Below are 17,287 nucleotides of genomic sequence, written 5' to 3' on the forward strand. Positions count from 1 at the left end.
CGGCTTAGAAGTCGAGCCCGGCCTCACGGGCCGCGTCCGCCAGGGCGGCGATGCGGCCGGCGTACCGGTTGCCCGCGCGGTCGAAGACGACCGCCTCGATGCCGGCGGCCTTGGCGCGCTCGGCGACCAGGCTCCCGACCTTCTTGGCCAGCTCGGTCTTGTCGCCCTCGGTGCCCTTGATGGACACGTCGAGGGTGGACGCCGACGCCAGGGTGTGACCCTTGGCGTCGTCGATGACCTGGGCGACCATGTGGCGGTTCGAGCGCGTCACAACGAGGCGCGGACGCACCTCGGTGCCGACGACGCGCTTGCGAACGCGGATCGCGCGGCGCTTGCGAGCGGCGCTCTTGTAGGCGTTACCCTTGCCGATCTTGACAGAGACGCTCATCGCTTACTTACCACTCTTTCCGACCTTGCGGCGGATGACCTCGCCCGCGTACTTGACGCCCTTGGCCTTGTACGGGTCGGGCTTGCGCAGCTTGCGGATCTTGGCAGCGACCTCGCCGACCTTCTGCTTGTCGATGCCGTCCACGTGGAACTTGGTGGGCGACTCGACGACGAAGGAGATGCCCTCCGGGGCCTCGACCAGGATCGGGTGGCTGTAGCCGAGCGAGAACTCCATGTTGGAGCCCTTCGCCGCGACACGGTAACCAACACCGCTGATCTCCAGCGACTTGCGGTAGCCCGCGGTCACGCCGGTGATCATGTTCGCCACCAGCGTGCGGGTCAGGCCGTGCAGGGCCTTCGACATACGCTCGTCGTTCGGGCGGGTGACGAGCACAGTGCCGTCCTCGCCCTTGCCGATCTCGATCGGCGCGGCGACGACGTGGGTGAGGGAGCCCTTGGGGCCCTTCACCGAGACCGTCTGGCCATCGATGGTGACGTCCACGCCGGCGGGAACCGGGATGGGCAGCCGTCCAATGCGCGACATTGCTGTACCTCCGTTTCCCGAATTACCAGACGTAGGCGAGAACTTCTCCGCCTACGCCCTTCTTGGCAGCCTGCTTGTCGGTCAGGAGGCCGGACGACGTGGAGATGATCGCCACGCCCAGGCCGCCGAGAACCTTCGGCAGGTTGGTGGACTTTGCGTAAACACGCAGACCCGGCTTGCTGATGCGCTTGATGCCGGCGATGGAGCGCTCACGGTTGGGGCCGAACTTGAGCTCGACGGTCAGCTTCTTGCCGACCTCGCCCTCCGCGGGCTCCTCAACCTTGTAGGAGGAGATGTAACCCTCCTGCTGCAGGATCTCGGCGACGTGCGCCTTGATCTTGCTCGACGGCATCACGACGGTGTCGTGGTACGCCGAGTTCGCGTTACGCAGACGCGTGAGCATGTCTGCGATCGGGTCGGTCATGGTCATGGTGGCCTCAGGCCTCTCTCGCCGTGGTTTCTCCGCACCAGGTCCCCCTCCCGCACTCGGTGGGAGTGCGGGAGGGGCACAAGCGCAGGGGACCTGCGACGTAGTAAGACTGGGTTGCGAGCCCTCACAAGAGAGCCGCGAGCATCCATGGGGAATGCCGCGGCAGGGGGCCCGACCCCACCACCTTACGGGATTCCTAACGGAAGCCCAAAAGTGGGAGGCCGGGCACCTCTGCTTCGCCTAATGCCCAGAGCTAACGGCAGTTGATTACCAGGAGCTCTTGGTCACGCCCGGCAGCTCGCCGCGGTGGGCCATCTCACGGAGGCACACACGGCACAGGCCGAACTTGCGGTACACCGAGTGCGGGCGGCCGCAGCGCTGGCAGCGGGTGTAGGCCCGGACAGCGAACTTCGGCTTGCGCTCGGACTTAGCGATCAGGGACTTCTTCGCCATTGGCTCACGCCTCCTTGAACGGGAAGCCCAGAGCGCGCAGCAGCGCCCGGCCCTCGTCGTCGGTCTGAGCGGTGGTCACGACGGTGATGTCCATACCGCGCTGACGGTCGACCTTGTCCTGGTCGATCTCGTGGAACATAACCTGCTCGGTCAGACCGAAGGTGTAGTTGCCACGGCCGTCGAACTGCTTGGGGGAGAGACCGCGGAAGTCACGGATACGCGGCAGAGCCAGCGAAACCAGACGGTCCAGGAACTCCCACATGCGGTCACCACGGAGGGTGACGTGGGTGCCGATCGGCTGGCCCTCGCGCAGCTTGAACTGCGCGATGGACTTGCGAGCCTTGGTCACGGCCGGCTTCTGACCGGTGATCGCGGTCAGGTCGCGGATCGCGCCCTCGATCAGCTTGCTGTCACGGGCAGCCTCGCCGACACCCATGTTGACCACGACCTTGACCAGGCCGGGGGTCAGCATGACGTTCTCGTACTTGAACTGCTCCTGCAGCTGACCCTTGATCTCGGAGTTGTAACGCTCCTTGAGACGCGGGGTCACCTTCTCAACAGTCGTCTCAGACATCAGATGTCCTCACCGGTTCGCTTGGCAACACGGATCTTGTTGCCCTCGTCGTCGAAGCGGTACCCAACGCGGGTGACGACCTTCTTGCCGTCCTTCTCCACGACCAGCTGGACGTTGGAGACGTGCACCGGGGCCTCGACGGTGACGATGCCACCCTGAGTGCCCGGGCCCGGCTTGGTGTGCTTCTTGACCCGGTTCACACCCTCGACCAGGACCTTCTGCTCAGCCGGCATGGCCTTGATGACCTTGCCCTGCTTGCCCTTGTCCTTGCCGGTGATGACCTGAACCAGGTCACCCTTCTTGATCTTCATGCTGTTCGCCATGGGTTAGAGCACCTCCGGCGCCAGCGAGATGATCTTCATGAACTTCTTGTCACGCAGCTCGCGGCCCACGGGGCCGAAGATGCGGGTACCACGGGGGTCACCCTCGGTGTTCTTGAGGACGACGGCGGCGTTCTCGTCGAACCGGATGTAGGAACCGTCCGGACGACGGCGCTCCTTCACGGTGCGGACGACGACGCACTTGACGACGTCACCCTTCTTCACCGAACCACCGGGGATCGCGTCCTTGACGGTCGCGACGATGACGTCCCCGATACCGGCGTAGCGGCGACCGGAGCCACCGAGAACGCGGATGCAGAGGATCTCCTTGGCACCCGTGTTGTCGGCGACACGCAGTCGCGACTCCTGCTGGATCACAGTTACTCCTGATCGTCAACGAGAGTTGACGGGCCGGCCGCTGCTCACACCGGCGTCCCTGGGGACCCGTTGCACATACGGCCGTACCGCATCGACTTCGTTACTTGGCCTTCTCGAGGATCTCGACGACGCGCCAGCGCTTCGTCGCGGACAGCGGGCGGGTCTCCATCAGGAGAACCCGGTCGCCCACGCCGCACGCGTTCTGCTCGTCGTGCGCCTTCAGCTTGTTCGTACGGCGGATGACCTTGCCGTACAGAGCGTGCTTGACGCGGTCCTCGACGGCGACGACGACGGTCTTGTCCATCTTGTCGCTGACGACGAGACCCTCACGGGTCTTGCGGAAACCGCGCGTCTCGTTGGTGTTCTCAGTCATCAGGCGTTCTCCACCGTCTCGATGCCCAGCTCGCGCTCGCGCATCAGGGTGTAGATCCGCGCGATGTCCTTACGGACGAGCTTGAGCCGTCCGTGGTTGTCGAGCTGCCCGGTCGCCGCCTGGAAGCGGAGGTTGAACAGCTCCTCCTTGGCCTCGCGCAGCTTGGCAACGAGGGCCTCGTTGTCCAGCTCGCGCAGCTCAGCAGCCTTGGTGCCGGCCGACATCAGCTCTCACCGTCCTCGCGCCGGACGATCCGGCACTTCATCGGCAGCTTGTGCGCGGCGCGGGTGAGCGCCTCGCGAGCCACCTTCTCGTTCGGGTACGACAGCTCGAACATGACCCGACCCGGGTGCACGTTCGCGATCCACCACTCCGGCGAACCCTTACCGGAACCCATGCGGGTCTCGGCCGGCTTCTTGGTGAGCGGGCGGTCCGGGTAGATGTTGATCCAGACCTTGCCACCACGACGGATGTGACGGGTGATCGCGATACGAGCGGACTCGATCTGACGGTTCGTCACGTAAGCCGGGGTCACAGCCTGGATGCCGTACTGGCCGAACGCCAGCTCGGTGCCACCCTTGGCGGCGCCACCACGCTTGGGGTGGTGCTGCTTGCGGTGCTTGACCCTACGAGGGATCAGCATGGGGTCAGGCCTCCGTTCCGGTGTTCTCGGCAGCCGGCGCCTCGGTCACCTGGGCCGGAGCCTCGGTGGCGGCGGGACGACGACCGCGGCCACCGCGCTCGCCACCACGGCGCTCGCCACCGCGGGCGGGACGACCACCCTCGGGACGGGCCGGGCGGTTGCCCGAGCGGGCAGCGGCGTTCTCAGCGCGGACCTCGGCGATGTTCTTGACGTCGCCCTTGTAGATCCAGACCTTCACGCCGATACGGCCGAAGGTGGTCTTGGCCTCGAAGAAGCCGTAGTCGACGTTCGCACGCAGGGTGTGCAGCGGCACGCGACCCTCGCGGTAGAACTCCGAACGGCTCATCTCGGCGCCGCCGAGACGACCGGAGCACTGGACCTTGATGCCCTTGGCGCCGGACTTCATGGTGCCCTGCATCGACTTGCGCATGGCACGACGGAAGGAGACGCGGGAGGACAGCTGCTCCGCGACGCCCTGAGCCACGAGCTGGGCGTCCAGCTCGGGGTTCTTGACCTCGAGGATGTTCAGCTGGACCTGCTTGCCGGTCAGCTTCTCGAGGTCGCCGCGGATGCGGTCGGCCTCGGTGCCACGGCGACCGATGACGATGCCGGGGCGGGCGGTGTGGATGTCAACGCGGACGCGGTCGCGGGTGCGCTCGATCTCGACCTTGGAGATGCCGGCGCGCTCCATGCCCTTCGTCATCATGCGACGAATGGCGACGTCTTCCTTGACGTAGTCCTTGTACAGCTTGTCGGCGTACCAGCGGGACTTGAAGTCCGTGCTGATGCCGAGGCGGAACCCGTGCGGGTTAACCTTCTGGCCCATTACCGGGTCCCTTCCTTGCTGCTGACGACCACGGTGATGTGGCTGGTCCGCTTGCGGATCCGGTAGGCACGGCCCTGGGCGCGCGGACGGAACCGCTTCAGGGTCGGGCCCTCGTCAACGTACGCCTCAGAGATGTAGAGGTCGTCCACGTTGGAGTGGTTGTAGTTGTGCGCGGCGTTGGCAATGGCGCTGTCCAGCACCTTGCCGACCGGCACGGTGGCGGCCTGCGGAGCGAAACGCAGGACGGCCTGGGCCTCCGTGGCGTTCAGGCCACGGATGAGGTCCACCACGCGGCGGGCCTTCATGGGCGTGACGCGGATGTACCGCGCCTGGGCCCTGGCTTCCATGGTTGTCCCCTTAATGGAGTAAGTCACTTAGTCGTTCTGGCGCTCAAGCTCGAAGCTTGAAGTGTCGGACTAGCGACGCTTCGACTTGCGGTCTTCCTTCACGTGCCCCTTGAAGGTGCGCGTGGGAGCGAACTCGCCGAGCTTGTGGCCGACCATCGACTCGGTGACGAACACCGGGACGTGCTTGCGGCCATCGTGAACCGCGATCGTGTGACCGAGCATGCTCGGGGAGATCACGGAACGACGGGACCAGGTCTTGATGACGTTCTGGGTACCGGCTTCGTTCTGAGCGTCCACCTTCTTGATGAGGTGGCCGTCGATGAAGGGGCCCTTCTTAAGACTGCGCGGCATCTGACCTGCTCCTAGCGCTTCTTGTTGGTCTTGCGGCGGCGCACGATGAGAGCGTCCGACGCCTTCTTCGGGCGACGGGTACGACCCTCCTTCTGGCCCCACGGCGAGACCGGGTGGCGACCACCAGAGGTCTTACCCTCACCACCACCGTGCGGGTGGTCGATCGGGTTCATGGCGACACCACGCACGGTCGGGCGGACGCCCTTCCAGCGCATACGGCCGGCCTTGCCCCAGTTGATGTTCGACTGCTCGGCGTTGCCGACCTCGCCGACGGTGGCGCGGCAGCGCGCGTCGACCAGGCGGATCTCGCCGGAGGGCATGCGCAGGTGCGCCATGCGACCCTCACGGGCGAGCAGCTGGATGCCGGAACCGGCGGAGCGGGCCATCTTGGCACCGCCACCGGGACGCAGCTCCACCGCGTGGATGGTGGTACCGACCGGGATGTTGCGCAGCGGCAGGTTGTTGCCGGGCTTGATGTCGGCAGCCGGACCGTTCTCGATCCGGTCGCCCTGAGCAACACCGCGCGGGGCGATGATGTAGCGCTTCTCGCCGTCCGCGTAGTGCAGGAGCGCGATGCGCGCGGTGCGGTTCGGGTCGTACTCGATGTGAGCGACCTTCGCCGGCACGCCGTCCTTGTCGTGACGACGGAAGTCGATCACGCGGTAGGCGCGCTTGTGACCGCCACCCTGGTGGCGAACGGTGACACGACCGGTGTTGTTACGGCCGCCCTTGCTGTGCAGCGGGCGAACCAGCGACTTCTCCGGAGTGGACCGCGTGATTTCGACAAAGTCGGCCACGCTGGAGCCACGACGGCCCGGCGTAGTCGGCTTGTACTTGCGGATGCCCATTGGCTTCTCTCGTCCTCGTCCTTATCGACGATCACGTTCTCCGTCAGGCGGAGACCGGACCACCGAAGATGTCGATGCGGTTGCCCTCGGCCAGGGTCACGATGGCGCGCTTGGTGTCCTTGCGCTTGCCGAAACCGGTGCGCGAGCGCTTGCGCTTGCCCTGCCGGTTGATCGTGTTGACCGCCTCGACCTTGACCGAGAAGACCGCCTCGACGGCCTGCTTGATCTGGGTCTTGTTGGCGCCCGGCGACACGATGAACGTGTACTTGTTCTCGTCGAGGAGCGCGTAGCTCTTCTCGGAGATGACCGGCTTCACCAGGACGTCACGGGGGTCCGTGTACGTCTTGCTCGTAACGTCGCTCATCAGGCGGCGCTCCCTTCGAGCTCGCCCTCAGCGGCAACGGCCTTGGCGGACGCGGCCGGACCGGCCACGAAGCGCTCGAAGGCGGCCTGGGTGAAGACCACATCGTCGGAGACGAGCACGTCGTAGGTGTTCAGCTGACCGGCGTCCAGGATGTGGACGTTCGGCAGGTTGCGAGCGGACTTGAGGCCCAGCTCGTCCTCGCGCTCGACGACCAGGAGGACGTTCTTGCGCTCGGTGATCTTGCCGAACAGGCCCTTGGCGGCCTTGGTCGACGGCGCCTCGGTCGCGGTCACGGCGGTGATCACGTGGATGCGCTCGTGGCGGGCCCGGTCGGTGAGCGCACCGCGCAGAGCGGCGGCGATCATCTTCTTCGGGGTCCGCTGCGAGTAGTCACGCGGCACGGGACCGTGCACGACGCCACCACCGGCGAACTGCGGCGCGCGGGTCGAGCCCTGACGGGCGCGGCCGGTGCCCTTCTGGCGGTACGGCTTCTTGCCGCCACCACGGACCTCGCCACGGTTCTTGACCTTGTGAGTGCCCTGACGGGCCGCAGCGAGCTGCGCCACGACGACCTGGTGCATCAGCGGAACGCTGACCTTGGCGTCGAAGATCTCGGCGGGCAGCTCGATGCTGCCGGCCTTGTCGCCGTTCGGCGACAGGATGTCAATGGTGCTCATTTCCTCACAGCCCCTTCGCCGCGGTGCGGACGAGGACGAGGCCGCCGTTCGGACCCGGGATTGCGCCCTTGATGAGCAGCAGGCCCTTCTCCGCGTCGACCGCGTGCACGGTCAGGTTCTGGGTGGTCACACGCTCGTGGCCCATCCGACCAGCCATGCGCAGGCCCTTGAACACGCGGCCCGGGGTGGCGCAGCCACCGATGGAACCGGGCGAGCGGTGCTTGCGCTGGGTGCCGTGACCGGCGCCGAGGCCCTTGAAGTTGTGACGCTTCATGACACCGGCGAAGCCCTTGCCCTTGGAGGTGCCGGTCACGTCGACCTTGACACCCGCCTCGAACAGCTCAGCGGTGATCTCCTGGCCCAGGGTGTACTCGGAGGCGTCCGAGGTACGCAGCTCGACCAGGTGGCGGCGCGGGGTGACACCGGCCTTGGCGAAGTGGCCCGCGAGGGGCTTGTTCACCTTGCGGGGGTCGATCTCGCCGAAGCCGATCTGGACGGCGTCGTAGCCGGCCGGGCTGTCGGCGGTGTGGACCTGGGTCACGACATTGGGCCCGGCCTTGACGACGGTCACCGGGACGACCCGGTTGTTCTCGTCCCAGACCTGGGTCATGCCGAGCTTCTCGCCCAGGATGCCCTTAATCTGCTTAGCCATCTTCGGTGCGCCTCTCAGAGCTTGATCTCGATGTCGACGCCGGCCGGCAGGTCGAGACGCATCAGCGAGTCAACCGTCTTCGGCGTGGGGTCGAGGATGTCGATCAGACGCTTGTGAGTACGCATCTCGAAGTGCTCGCGCGAGTCCTTGTACTTGTGCGGCGAGCGGATGACGCAGTACACGTTCTTCTCAGTGGGCAGCGGCACCGGGCCCGCGACCTGCGCACCAGTACGAATCACCGTCTCGACGATCTTCTTCGCCGAGGAGTCGATGACCTCGTGGTCGTAGGCCTTGAGCCGGATGCGGATCTTCTGTCCCGCCATGGCTACTCAGTAGTCCTTTGTGTCGTCTGCTGCTTCCACGACCGGATTCGTCCGGGTGGACTGGTCCGGCGGCACCTCCGGGTGGCTGCTTCTCCGACCCACGCGGTCGGGCGTGTCGCCCTTCCGCTTGCAAAAAACCGGACAAGATGCCTTCTTGTTCGGATTTCGCTCTCGATCGGTGAGGCCTTGCACCCACCAGGCGCCGGGTCGAGGCCCCGCCCACGCTTCCCGGAAGATTCCCGTACTTTCGCCCCGCAGCTGCCGCGGTGTCGCTTACACACCACTGCATTCACATACCGCACGTGAACACATGAACGGCCATCACGGGAACGACGAGTACATGGGACTCGCTTCCGGTCCTCCCGGCGGGAGGCGCGCAGCATCGGCACTCAACCGAGCAACTTGGACATACTGCCACAGGAGTGCACCGGAACGCCAATCGGGGTCCGGAAGAGTACCCAGGCGGCACAGGCCGTCAAACCGCGTCGAGCGTCCGGGGTGCCTCACCAGCCCGCTCCGGCGCCCCGGGGCGGCGGAGCAGGCCCAGCAGCATCCCGGCGACGGTGGCGGCCGTCCCGGCGGCGTACGCCAGGCAGACCAGGGTGGCCAGTCCGCCAGGGAGCAGGGTGACTGCGACCAGGACGGCGGTGCCCAGGGCCCAGCAGGCGAGCTGGACGCGGTGCCGGTGCAACACGATCAGGCCCTGGCCGAGCACCATCGCCAGCAGGTAGCAGAACGTGCCCAGCGCCAGCCAGAGGAAGTCCGCCCTGGTCAGCACGGACGGGGCGGCGAACAGCAGCCGGATCAGCCAGGGGCCGAGCGCGAGCGCGGGCAGGCCCAGGGCGAGCGAGAGCAGGGCGACCGCCAGGGCGGCCCGGCGCAGCAACGCGGTGAAGGCGGCGTGCTGCCCCTGCGCGGCCCAGGAGGCCAGCCCGGAGAGCAGGGAGGCCTGCAGTGCGCCGAAGACGAAGATCGGGACCCGGGCCAGCACCAGGGCGCTGAGCAGGGCGGCGATCAGGTCGACGTCGGCCGCGTCCAGTAGCTGCACGCTGACCACCGCGGCGCTGACCATCCACTGCGCGAGCAGCGTCGAGCAGATCAACAGACCGAGACCGCCCAGGAGGCGGGACCAGCCGATCGGCGGCCCCGGCCGGGCCGCGCGGACGGTGACCGGCAGGGTGGCGAGCAGGGCGAGCAGCGGCGCAGCCGTCAGGACCAGGCTGAACGCGAGCGCGGAGTGCGGCCCGGCGACGGCGAGGCCGACGGCGAGCAGCACTCTCAGCGACCCGTCGAGGCCGAGCTGGGTTCCGTACGCGCCGAAGCGGCCGAGACCGGCCAGGATGCCCCTGGTCAGGTAGCAGCAGGCCATCGCGGCGAAGGCGGCGCCGAGGGCCGCGAGCAGGGCGCGGTCGCCATGGAAGAGCAGGCCGGCCAGCGGCCGGGCGGCTGCGGCCATCAGACCGAGCACGGGGACGAGTACACCGGTGGTGAGCAGCGCCGCGCGGCGCAGCACCGGCCCCGCGCCCTGCCCGCGCACCGCGCGGGCGGCGACGATCCGGGTGAGCTCCTGCTCGATCGGGAAGAACAGGCCGATGCCGACCGACATGAGAATGGTCCAGAGCACCGAGACGCCTGCCATGTCCCGGGTGGGCAGGCTGTGCCCGGCGAGGGCGAGGTGCAGGTAGGAGGCCCCGCCGAGCACCACTGTGCCGGCGGCCACGGCCTGGGTTCCCGGCGGCAGCGCGCCGCGCAGCGCGACAGCCCGACTCATCCGCGACTCCACCGCAACTCCCTTGCTGTCAGCGGCTGTTGAGAAGCTCACGAGCTGTCACCGGAAGACGTGCCGGAGCATCGCCGCCGCCCCCGGGGCGCCGGCGTGGCGGGTGGCGGCGGGCAGCAGGGTGAGGGCGTGCAGGCGGGAGGAGAGGTGGCGGCGGGAGACCCGGGCGGCGTGCGGCCAGCCGAAGGCGGTGAGCCGGTCGGCGGTCTCCCGGAAGAAGCGCTTGGCCTCCTCGAAGCGGCACCCGGTGTAGGCGGTGGCCGAGGACTCGCTGGCCGCGTGCCGCCGGTACTTGAAGCAGACCTCCGGGGTGACGGCCAGGCGCTCCCCCGCCACCAGCAGGTCGATCACCAGCGCGAGGTCCTGGATCACCCCGAGGTCGGGGCGGAAGCCGAAGCGCCGCACGGCCTCGGTCCGCCAGCAGACGGACGGGAAGTAGAGCCAGTTGCCGCGCAGCAGGCTGACGGCCAGCGGCTCGCCGTCGAGCACGGCGCGCTCGGGCCCCCTGGGGGCGTACAGCAGTCGCTTGGTGCGGTCGGCGAGGGTGTCGTACGGGAGTCCGTCGCTGCCGATCACCTGGACGCCCGGCTGGATCATTGCGGCCCCGGGCTGCCGCTCGGCGGCCCGGCGGACGACGGAGAGGTAGTCGGGGTGCATCAGGTCATCGCTGCCCATCAGCACCAGGTACTCGTACTCGGCCAGCTCGACGCAGCGGTTGAAGTTGCCGGTGACGCCGAGGTTCCGCTCGTTCCGGTAGTACCGGACCCGGGGGTCGGCGAGGCGTTCGAACCACCCGGGGACATCCGGTTCCCGGCCGTCGTCCACCACGGTGAGCCGCCAGTCGTCGCCGTCCTGGGCGAGCACGCTTCGGACGGCGTCCTGCATCAGGGCGACGTCGCCGTAGTAGGGCAGGGTGATCTCGAAGCGCGGCACTCAGCCCTCCGTGGCCAGTGAGCGGCGGGCCGACTGTTCCGCCAGGTAGGCCTCGTAGGCCGGGGAGCCGGGCGCAAGCTCCCTGAGCTCGGCGGGCATCCGCCGGATCACCGCGAGCAGCAGCACCAGACCCGCGCGGACCAGGTAGATCATCGCCTTCACCGGCGAAGCGCTCGGCCGTCCGGCGGCACGGGCCCGCATGGCCACCGGTACCTGGCAGACCGCGAAGCCGCAGCGGGCCGCGCCGACCAGGCTCTCCACGGTGTCGCCGAGGTACTCCACGGGGTACCAGCGCGCGAAGAACTCGATCACCGGTCGGTTGCAGGCGCGGAATCCGGAGGTGGTGTCGGTGAGGCGGGTGCGGGTGAGCCTGGAGAGGATCAGCGAGAGCAGTGCCATCGCCCACCGCCTCGGGCCGTGCACCCGGTACTCGCCCTCGCCGCAGAACCGGGCGCCGATCACCAGGTCGGCCTCGTCGAGCCGGGCCAGCAGGGCGGGGACGTAGGACGGGTCGTGCTGGCCGTCCGCGTCCACCTGGACCGCGACGTCGTAGCCGTGCTCGCGGGCGTACCGGTAGCCGAGCCGCATCGCACCGCCGACCCCGAGGTTGAACGGCAGCCGGGCGACCGCCGAGCCGGCCGCGGCGGCGACCTCGGCGGTCCGGTCGGTGGAGCCGTCGTCCACCACCAGGGTTTCCACGTACGGCAGTTGCTGCTTGATCTCGCCGAGTACGGCCAAGAGCGCGTCGGCCTCGTTCCAGGCCGGGAGGATGAGCAGGACGCGCCGGCCGTCGGGGGTGGTCATCGGGTGTCCCCCTCGCCACCGGGCCCGGGGAGCTCGGTGAGCCGGGAGCGGATCAGCGCGATGTCCTCCGCCAGCGTGCGGGTCCTGGCCTCCAGTCGGCTGGCCTCCCAGCTGAGGTGGAGGCTGACCAGCAGCACCAGGACGAACCCGGCGAACAGCACCAGGCTCACCCCCGAGGCCACTCCGACACTGCGGGCGGTGGAGTCCAGCAGCGACGGGAAGAAGCCGAGCGGGGCCACCACCAGGCCGATGCAGAGCCAGATCGCCGCGTACTTCTCGCGCAGCTGCTGCCTGCGGAGGAGCTCCAGGATGTAGGCCAGCACCACGATTCCGGTGATCGAGGTGACGGTCGAGAGTTGCACAGCGGTTGACGCCTTCCGTGGCCAGGGCGGTCCCTGCCAGGAGAACGGCGGCCGTCACCGCGGGGTGACGCGGCGAACGGGTGAAACCGCCGGGAGCCCCGCGAAGGCACCCGCGGTCCTTCGCAGTGGGCTCCCCGCACCCCGGAGCCAGCCCCTGAGCTAGCCCTTGAACGCTCCGAAGGCCGCCTGCTCCATCGCCTCGGTCAGCGAGTCGCGCCAGTGCGGCAGCGGGGGCAGCCCGGCCGCCGACCAGCGGGCGTGACCGAGGACGCTGTAGCCCGGCCGGGCGGCCGGGCGGCGGAACGCGGCCGAGTCCGTCGGACGCACCCGCTCGGGATCCAGCCCGGCCAGTTCGAACGCGGCGCGGGCCAGCTCGAACCAGCTGGCCCGCCCCGAGGCGGTGCCGTGGTAGACCCCGGGCGGAGCACTCCGCGAACGACCCAACTCGGCCAGCCGAAGTGCGAGTTGGTAGGACCAGGTGGGCTGCCCGTACTGGTCGTCGACGACCTGGACGGTCTCCTGCCGGGCGGCCAGCGAGAGCATCGTGGCGACGAAGTTCCGCCCGTGCTCCCCGTACAGCCAGGCGGTCCGCACGATGTACCCGGCCTCGGGCAGCAGCCGGGCGACCGCGTGCTCCCCCACCAGCTTGCTGCGCCCGTACGCGTTGACCGGCCCGGTCGCCGCGTCCTCGGTGTACGGCCGCGAGGCGTCACCCGGCAGCACGTAGTCCGTCGACACCTGCAGCAGCCGCGCCCCTCTCTCCGCGCAAGCCCGGGCCAGATGTCCGACCGCCGTACCGTTCACGGCGGTTGCCGCGTCCTCCGCGCTCTCGGCGCCGTCCACGTCCGTCCACGCAGCGCAGTTGACCACCACGTCGTGCCCCGCCACAGCGGCCCGGACCGCCTCGGCGTCGGTGATGTCGAGCGCGGCCCGGTCGGGCGCGGTGACCTGCTCCCCGGACAGCACGTCCAGCAGATCCCGGCCGAGCATCCCGCCCGCGCCGGTCACCAGCCAGCGGGTCACGCCGTCACCGCGGGCCCCAGGCCCGCCTTGAGCGGCTCCCACCAGGCCCGGTTCTCCCGGTACCAGTCGATGGTCGCGGCCAGCCCGTCGGCGAAGGAGACCTGCGGCTCGTACCCCAGCTCAGCACGGATCTTGCTGATGTCCAGCGAGTAGCGCAGGTCGTGCCCCTTGCGGTCGGGCACCCGCTCGACCATGTCCCAACCGCAACCGACCGCCTCCAGCAGCAGGCCGGTCAGCTCCTTGTTGGTGACCTCGGTGCCGCCGCCGATGTTGTAGACCTCGCCCGCCCGGCCGCCGCGCAGGACCAGGTCGATACCCCGGCAGTGGTCCGAAACGTGCAGCCAGTCACGGATGTTGGTGCCTTCGCCGTACAGCGGCACCTTCTGACCGTCGATCAGATTGGTGGTGAACAGCGGGATGACCTTCTCCGGGAACTGGTAGTGCCCGTAGTTGTTGGAGCAGCGGGTGACCACCACGTCCATGCCGTGGGTCCGGTGGTAGGCCAGCGCCAGCAGGTCGCTGCCCGCCTTCGAGGCGGAGTAGGGGGAGTTGGGGGCCAGCGGCCACTCCTCCGTCCAGGAGCCCTGGAGGATCGAGCCGTAGACCTCGTCGGTGGAGACGTGCACGAAGCGCGCCACTCCGTGCTTCCTTGCGGCGTCCAGCAGGACTTGAGTCCCAGTCACATTGGTCCGCACGAACGGGCCGGCTCCGGCGATCGACCGGTCCACATGGGACTCGGCCGCGAAGTGCACCACCGCGTCATGACCGGGCATCACCGAGTCGACCAGCTCGGGGTCGCAGATGTCGCCCCTGACGAAGGTGTAGCCCGGATGGCCGGCGACCGGGGCCAGATTGGCCTCCACGCCCGAGTAGGTGAGCTTGTCGAGGACGGTGATCCTGACCCCACCGTCCGCGCCGAGCTGCGACCGGACGAACTCCGAACCGATGAACCCGGCACCGCCGGTTACGAGGATGCGCATAGTGCGTGCAGCTTACCTCCCGGTACGGAGCGGCCCGGGGAAGATCGGCGAAATCAAGCCGGGACTCTTCGGTCCCGAACGCATAATCTGCCTCACATGCGAGGAATTCTCCTGGCGGGGGGCACCGGCTCACGGCTGTGGCCGCTCACCCGCGCGGTTTCGAAACAACTCCTGCCGGTGTTCGACAAGCCGATGATCTACTACCCGCTCTCCACCCTGGTGATGGCGGGGATCACCGAGATACTGATCGTCACCACCCCGCAGGACCAGGCCCAGTTCCGCCGACTGCTCGGCGACGGCTCCCAGTTCGGGCTGAGACTGGAGTACGCCGTCCAGGAGCGCCCGGAGGGGATCGCCCAGGCATTCGTCCTGGGCGCGGAGTTCATCGGCGACGAGTCGGTGGGCCTGATCCTGGGCGACAACATCTTCCACGGCACCGGGCTCGGCACCCGGCTGGCCGACCACACCGACCTCACCGGCGGGCTGGTCTTCGCCTACCCGGTCGCCGACCCGCGCGCCTACGGCGTGATCGAGTTCGACCAGGACGGGCAGGCGATCTCCATCGAGGAGAAGCCCGAGTTCCCCAAGTCCCGCTACGCCGTGCCAGGACTGTACTTCTACGACAACCGGGTGGTGGAGATCGCCCGGGGCCTGCACCCCAGCGCACGCGGCGAGTTGGAGATCACCGCGGTCAACGAGGCCTATCTCAAGGCCGGCGAACTGCACGTCACCAAGCTCGACCGGGGCACCGCCTGGCTGGACACCGGCACCTTCGTCTCGCTGATGCAGGCCTCCGACTTCGTCCAGGTGATCGAGGAACGGCAGGGCATGAAGATCGGCTGCCTGGAGGAGACCGCCTGGCGCGCCGGACTGATCGACGACGACCAGCTCCGCACGCTGGCCGAGCCACTGCTCAAGAGCGGGTACGGCCGGTACCTGCTCGATCTGCTCGACGAGGAGAGTTCCCAGTGAAATTCCGCGAGTTGGCCATCGAAGGCGCCTTCGAGGTCACTCCGCAGCTGCACGGCGACCCGCGCGGCCTGTTCACCGAGTGGTACCGCTTCGACCGGCTGGCCGAGGTGGTCGGGCACCCGCTGCGGCTCGCCCAGGCCAACCTCTCGGTCTCGGCCCGCGGGGTGGTGCGCGGTGTCCACTTCGCCGACGTGCCGCCGGGGCAGGCCAAGTACGTGACCTGCGTCCGGGGCGCGGTGCTGGACGTGGTGGTGGACCTGCGGGTCGGCTCCCCCACCTTCGGCCGGTGGGAGGGGGTGCGGCTGGACGACGTGGACCGCCGCGCCGTCTACCTCTCCGAGGGACTCGGCCACGGCTTCTGTGCGCTGACCGACGATGCCACGCTCAGCTACCTCTGCTCCGAGACCTACAACCCGACCGGCGAGCACGGCGTCCATCCGCTCGACCCCGAGCTGGCGATCGAGTGGCCGGCCGGGGCGCCGCAGCTCTCCGCCAAGGACGAGACCGCGCCCAGCCTCGCCGAGGCGCTGGCGAGCGGACTGCTCCCCTCGTACGAGCACTGCAGGGCCTACACCCGGAGCCGCTAGGGCAGGCCCCGGGGAAAGCGAGAGGGCCCTCCCCGTCCTGGCGGACGGGGAGGGCCCTCTCGTATGAGCCTGCGGTGCAGAGCTCAGGTCAGAGCATCAATTACTTGATGATCTTGGTGACCTGGCCGGCGCCGACGGTGCGGCCACCCTCGCGGATGGCGAACTTGAGGCCCTCCTCCATGGCGATCGGCTGGATCAGCTGAACCGTCATGGCGGTGTTGTCGCCCGGCATGACCATCTCGGTGCCCTCGGGGAGGGTCACAACGCCGGTCACGTCCGTGGTACGGAAGTAGAACTGCGGGCGGTAGTTGTTGAAGAACGGGGTGTGGCGGCCACCCTCGTCCTTCGACAGGATGTAGGCCTGGGCCTCGAACTCGGTGTGCGGGGTGACCGAACCCGGCTTGATGATGACCTGGCCGCGCTCGACGTCCTCGCGCTTGATGCCGCGGAGCAGCAGACCGACGTTCTCACCGGCCTGGCCCTCGTCGAGCAGCTTGCGGAACATCTCGATGCCGGTGACCGTGGTGGTGGTCTTGGCTTCCTTGATGCCGATGATGTCGACGGTCTCGTTGACCTTCAGGACACCACGCTCGATGCGGCCGGTGACGACGGTGCCACGACCGGTGATCGTGAAGACGTCCTCGATCGGCATCAGGAAGGGCTGGTCGACGGCGCGCTCCGGCTCCGGGATGTTCTCGTCGACAGCCTTCATCAGGCCGAGGAGCTTCTCGCCCCACTCCTTGTCGCCCTCCAGCGCCTTCAGCGCGGAGACGCGGACGACCGGCAGGTCGTCGCCCGGGAACTCGTACTCGGAGAGCAGCTCACGGACCTCGAGCTCGACGAGCTCCAGGATCTCCTCGTCGTCGACCATGTCGGCCTTGTTCAGGGCGACGACGATGTAGGGGACGCCGACCTGGCGGGCCAGGAGGACGTGCTCCTTGGTCTGCGGCATCGGGCCGTCGGTGGCGGCGACGACGAGGATCGCACCGTCCATCTGGGCCGCACCGGTGATCATGTTCTTGATGTAGTCCGCGTGACCCGGGCAGTCAACGTGGGCGTAGTGACGCGCCTCGGTCTGGTACTCGACGTGCGCGATCGAGATGGTGATACCGCGCTGACGCTCCTCCGGCGCCTTGTCGATCTGGTCGAACGGCGTGAAGGGGTTGATCTCCGGGTACGCGTCGTGCAGCACCTTGGTGATGGCCGCGGTCAGCGTGGTCTTGCCGTGGTCAATGTGACCGATGGTGCCGATGTTGACGTGCGGCTTCGTCCGCTCGAACTTCGCCTTCGCCACTTCAGTCCTCCTGAGGACAGTTCTGTACGCCGTACGACGTCAGTTGGTCTGGATCGGGTTTG

The 17,287-nt window shown here is 68.3% G+C and carries 27 protein-coding genes; 2 read left to right on the forward strand and 25 right to left on the reverse strand.

Annotated features, from left to right (window positions below):
• Positions 1-4 precede the first annotated feature (4 nt).
• The 24 genes from rplR to rfbB all read right to left on the reverse strand — a co-directional run bounded on the left by rplR (position 5) and on the right by rfbB (position 14,372).
• Positions 5-388 (reverse strand): 50S ribosomal protein L18, encoded by a 384-nt coding sequence (gene rplR / locus ABD369_RS04110; RefSeq protein WP_344634808.1) that lies wholly within the window; start codon positions 386-388, stop codon positions 5-7.
• Positions 389-391: 3 nt separating this feature from the next.
• Entirely contained in the window at positions 392-931 is a 540-nt protein-coding gene (gene rplF, locus ABD369_RS04115; protein WP_344634809.1) for a 50S ribosomal protein L6, read from the reverse strand.
• A 22-nt stretch (positions 932-953) separates the two neighbouring features.
• Complete coding sequence (gene rpsH, locus ABD369_RS04120) at positions 954-1,361, reverse strand: 30S ribosomal protein S8 (RefSeq protein ID WP_344634810.1); 408 nt, start codon at positions 1,359-1,361, stop codon at positions 954-956.
• A gap of 267 nt (positions 1,362-1,628) precedes the next feature.
• Positions 1,629-1,814, reverse strand: a complete 186-nt coding sequence (locus ABD369_RS04125; protein WP_344634811.1) for a type Z 30S ribosomal protein S14 — start codon at positions 1,812-1,814, stop codon at positions 1,629-1,631.
• A 4-nt stretch (positions 1,815-1,818) separates the two neighbouring features.
• Complete coding sequence (rplE, locus tag ABD369_RS04130) at positions 1,819-2,388, reverse strand: 50S ribosomal protein L5 (RefSeq protein ID WP_344634812.1); 570 nt, start codon at positions 2,386-2,388, stop codon at positions 1,819-1,821.
• Positions 2,388-2,699 carry a 50S ribosomal protein L24 gene (gene rplX / locus ABD369_RS04135; protein ID WP_344635089.1) on the reverse strand — a complete coding sequence of 104 codons (312 nt, stop codon included), beginning with the start codon at positions 2,697-2,699 and terminating at the stop codon, positions 2,388-2,390. The genes rplE and rplX overlap by 1 nt, the downstream gene beginning before the upstream one ends.
• 15 nt (positions 2,700-2,714) lie before the next feature.
• A complete protein-coding gene (gene rplN / locus ABD369_RS04140; RefSeq protein WP_030232481.1) occupies positions 2,715-3,086 on the reverse strand; it encodes a 50S ribosomal protein L14 in 372 nt (123 codons plus the stop codon).
• A gap of 100 nt (positions 3,087-3,186) precedes the next feature.
• Positions 3,187-3,459: a 30S ribosomal protein S17 gene (gene rpsQ / locus ABD369_RS04145; RefSeq protein ID WP_014136278.1), complete on the reverse strand. Its 273-nt coding sequence runs from the start codon at positions 3,457-3,459 to the stop codon at positions 3,187-3,189.
• Positions 3,459-3,683: a 50S ribosomal protein L29 gene (gene rpmC, locus ABD369_RS04150; protein WP_045305889.1), complete on the reverse strand. Its 225-nt coding sequence runs from the start codon at positions 3,681-3,683 to the stop codon at positions 3,459-3,461. Before rpmC ends, rpsQ begins: the two co-directional genes overlap by 1 nt.
• Complete coding sequence (gene rplP / locus ABD369_RS04155; protein ID WP_344634813.1) at positions 3,683-4,102, reverse strand: 50S ribosomal protein L16; 420 nt, start codon at positions 4,100-4,102, stop codon at positions 3,683-3,685. Before rplP ends, rpmC begins: the two co-directional genes overlap by 1 nt.
• Positions 4,103-4,106: 4 nt before the next feature.
• A complete protein-coding gene (gene rpsC / locus ABD369_RS04160) occupies positions 4,107-4,928 on the reverse strand; it encodes a 30S ribosomal protein S3 (protein WP_344634814.1) in 822 nt (273 codons plus the stop codon).
• The gene (rplV, locus tag ABD369_RS04165) at positions 4,928-5,275 is read right to left on the reverse strand and encodes a 50S ribosomal protein L22 (RefSeq protein ID WP_030232471.1); all 348 of its coding nucleotides are present in this window, start codon (positions 5,273-5,275) and stop codon (positions 4,928-4,930) included. The genes rpsC and rplV overlap by 1 nt, the downstream gene beginning before the upstream one ends.
• Before the next feature lie 69 nt (positions 5,276-5,344).
• Entirely contained in the window at positions 5,345-5,626 is a 282-nt protein-coding gene (rpsS, locus tag ABD369_RS04170; protein ID WP_110670521.1) for a 30S ribosomal protein S19, read from the reverse strand.
• An 11-nt stretch (positions 5,627-5,637) separates the two neighbouring features.
• A complete protein-coding gene (gene rplB, locus ABD369_RS04175) occupies positions 5,638-6,474 on the reverse strand; it encodes a 50S ribosomal protein L2 (RefSeq protein WP_344634815.1) in 837 nt (278 codons plus the stop codon).
• Between the two features lie 43 nt (positions 6,475-6,517).
• Positions 6,518-6,838, reverse strand: coding sequence for a 50S ribosomal protein L23 (rplW, locus tag ABD369_RS04180; protein ID WP_344634816.1), 321 nt, complete (start codon positions 6,836-6,838; stop codon positions 6,518-6,520).
• On the reverse strand, positions 6,838-7,515 hold the full coding sequence (rplD, locus tag ABD369_RS04185; RefSeq protein ID WP_344634817.1) for a 50S ribosomal protein L4: 678 nt from the start codon (positions 7,513-7,515) through the stop codon (positions 6,838-6,840). Before rplD ends, rplW begins: the two co-directional genes overlap by 1 nt.
• 4 nt (positions 7,516-7,519) lie before the next feature.
• Positions 7,520-8,167: a 50S ribosomal protein L3 gene (rplC, locus tag ABD369_RS04190; RefSeq protein WP_344634818.1), complete on the reverse strand. Its 648-nt coding sequence runs from the start codon at positions 8,165-8,167 to the stop codon at positions 7,520-7,522.
• A 14-nt stretch (positions 8,168-8,181) separates the two neighbouring features.
• Entirely contained in the window at positions 8,182-8,490 is a 309-nt protein-coding gene (gene rpsJ / locus ABD369_RS04195; protein ID WP_012785157.1) for a 30S ribosomal protein S10, read from the reverse strand.
• Positions 8,491-8,965: 475 nt separating this feature from the next.
• Positions 8,966-10,261 carry a hypothetical protein gene (locus ABD369_RS04200; protein WP_344634819.1) on the reverse strand — a complete coding sequence of 432 codons (1,296 nt, stop codon included), beginning with the start codon at positions 10,259-10,261 and terminating at the stop codon, positions 8,966-8,968.
• A gap of 57 nt (positions 10,262-10,318) precedes the next feature.
• The gene (locus ABD369_RS04205) at positions 10,319-11,203 is read right to left on the reverse strand and encodes a glycosyltransferase family 2 protein (RefSeq protein ID WP_344634820.1); all 885 of its coding nucleotides are present in this window, start codon (positions 11,201-11,203) and stop codon (positions 10,319-10,321) included.
• A complete protein-coding gene (locus ABD369_RS04210) occupies positions 11,204-12,007 on the reverse strand; it encodes a glycosyltransferase family 2 protein (protein ID WP_344634821.1) in 804 nt (267 codons plus the stop codon).
• Entirely contained in the window at positions 12,004-12,369 is a 366-nt protein-coding gene (locus ABD369_RS04215) for a DUF2304 family protein (protein ID WP_344634822.1), read from the reverse strand. Before ABD369_RS04215 ends, ABD369_RS04210 begins: the two co-directional genes overlap by 4 nt.
• 159 nt (positions 12,370-12,528) lie before the next feature.
• Positions 12,529-13,392, reverse strand: a complete 864-nt coding sequence (gene rfbD / locus ABD369_RS04220) for a dTDP-4-dehydrorhamnose reductase (RefSeq protein WP_344634823.1) — start codon at positions 13,390-13,392, stop codon at positions 12,529-12,531.
• Positions 13,389-14,372 (reverse strand): dTDP-glucose 4,6-dehydratase, encoded by a 984-nt coding sequence (rfbB, locus tag ABD369_RS04225; RefSeq protein ID WP_344634824.1) that lies wholly within the window; start codon positions 14,370-14,372, stop codon positions 13,389-13,391. The genes rfbD and rfbB overlap by 4 nt, the downstream gene beginning before the upstream one ends.
• Before the next feature lie 96 nt (positions 14,373-14,468).
• Between rfbB and rfbA the strand changes: the two genes are divergently transcribed.
• Together rfbA and rfbC are read left to right on the forward strand one after the other, a co-directional pair.
• The gene (rfbA, locus tag ABD369_RS04230) at positions 14,469-15,344 is read left to right on the forward strand and encodes a glucose-1-phosphate thymidylyltransferase RfbA (RefSeq protein WP_344634825.1); all 876 of its coding nucleotides are present in this window, start codon (positions 14,469-14,471) and stop codon (positions 15,342-15,344) included.
• Positions 15,341-15,931: a dTDP-4-dehydrorhamnose 3,5-epimerase gene (gene rfbC, locus ABD369_RS04235; protein ID WP_344634826.1), complete on the forward strand. Its 591-nt coding sequence runs from the start codon at positions 15,341-15,343 to the stop codon at positions 15,929-15,931. The genes rfbA and rfbC overlap by 4 nt, the downstream gene beginning before the upstream one ends.
• A 100-nt stretch (positions 15,932-16,031) precedes the next feature.
• Here rfbC and tuf read toward each other — a convergent pair whose 3' ends face one another.
• Complete coding sequence (tuf, locus tag ABD369_RS04240; RefSeq protein ID WP_344634827.1) at positions 16,032-17,225, reverse strand: elongation factor Tu; 1,194 nt, start codon at positions 17,223-17,225, stop codon at positions 16,032-16,034.
• Between the last annotated feature and the right edge of the window lie 62 nt (positions 17,226-17,287).

Source organism: Kitasatospora cystarginea (assembly GCF_039533515.1).
In the GTDB taxonomy this organism is placed as follows: domain Bacteria; phylum Actinomycetota; class Actinomycetes; order Streptomycetales; family Streptomycetaceae; genus Kitasatospora; species Kitasatospora cystarginea.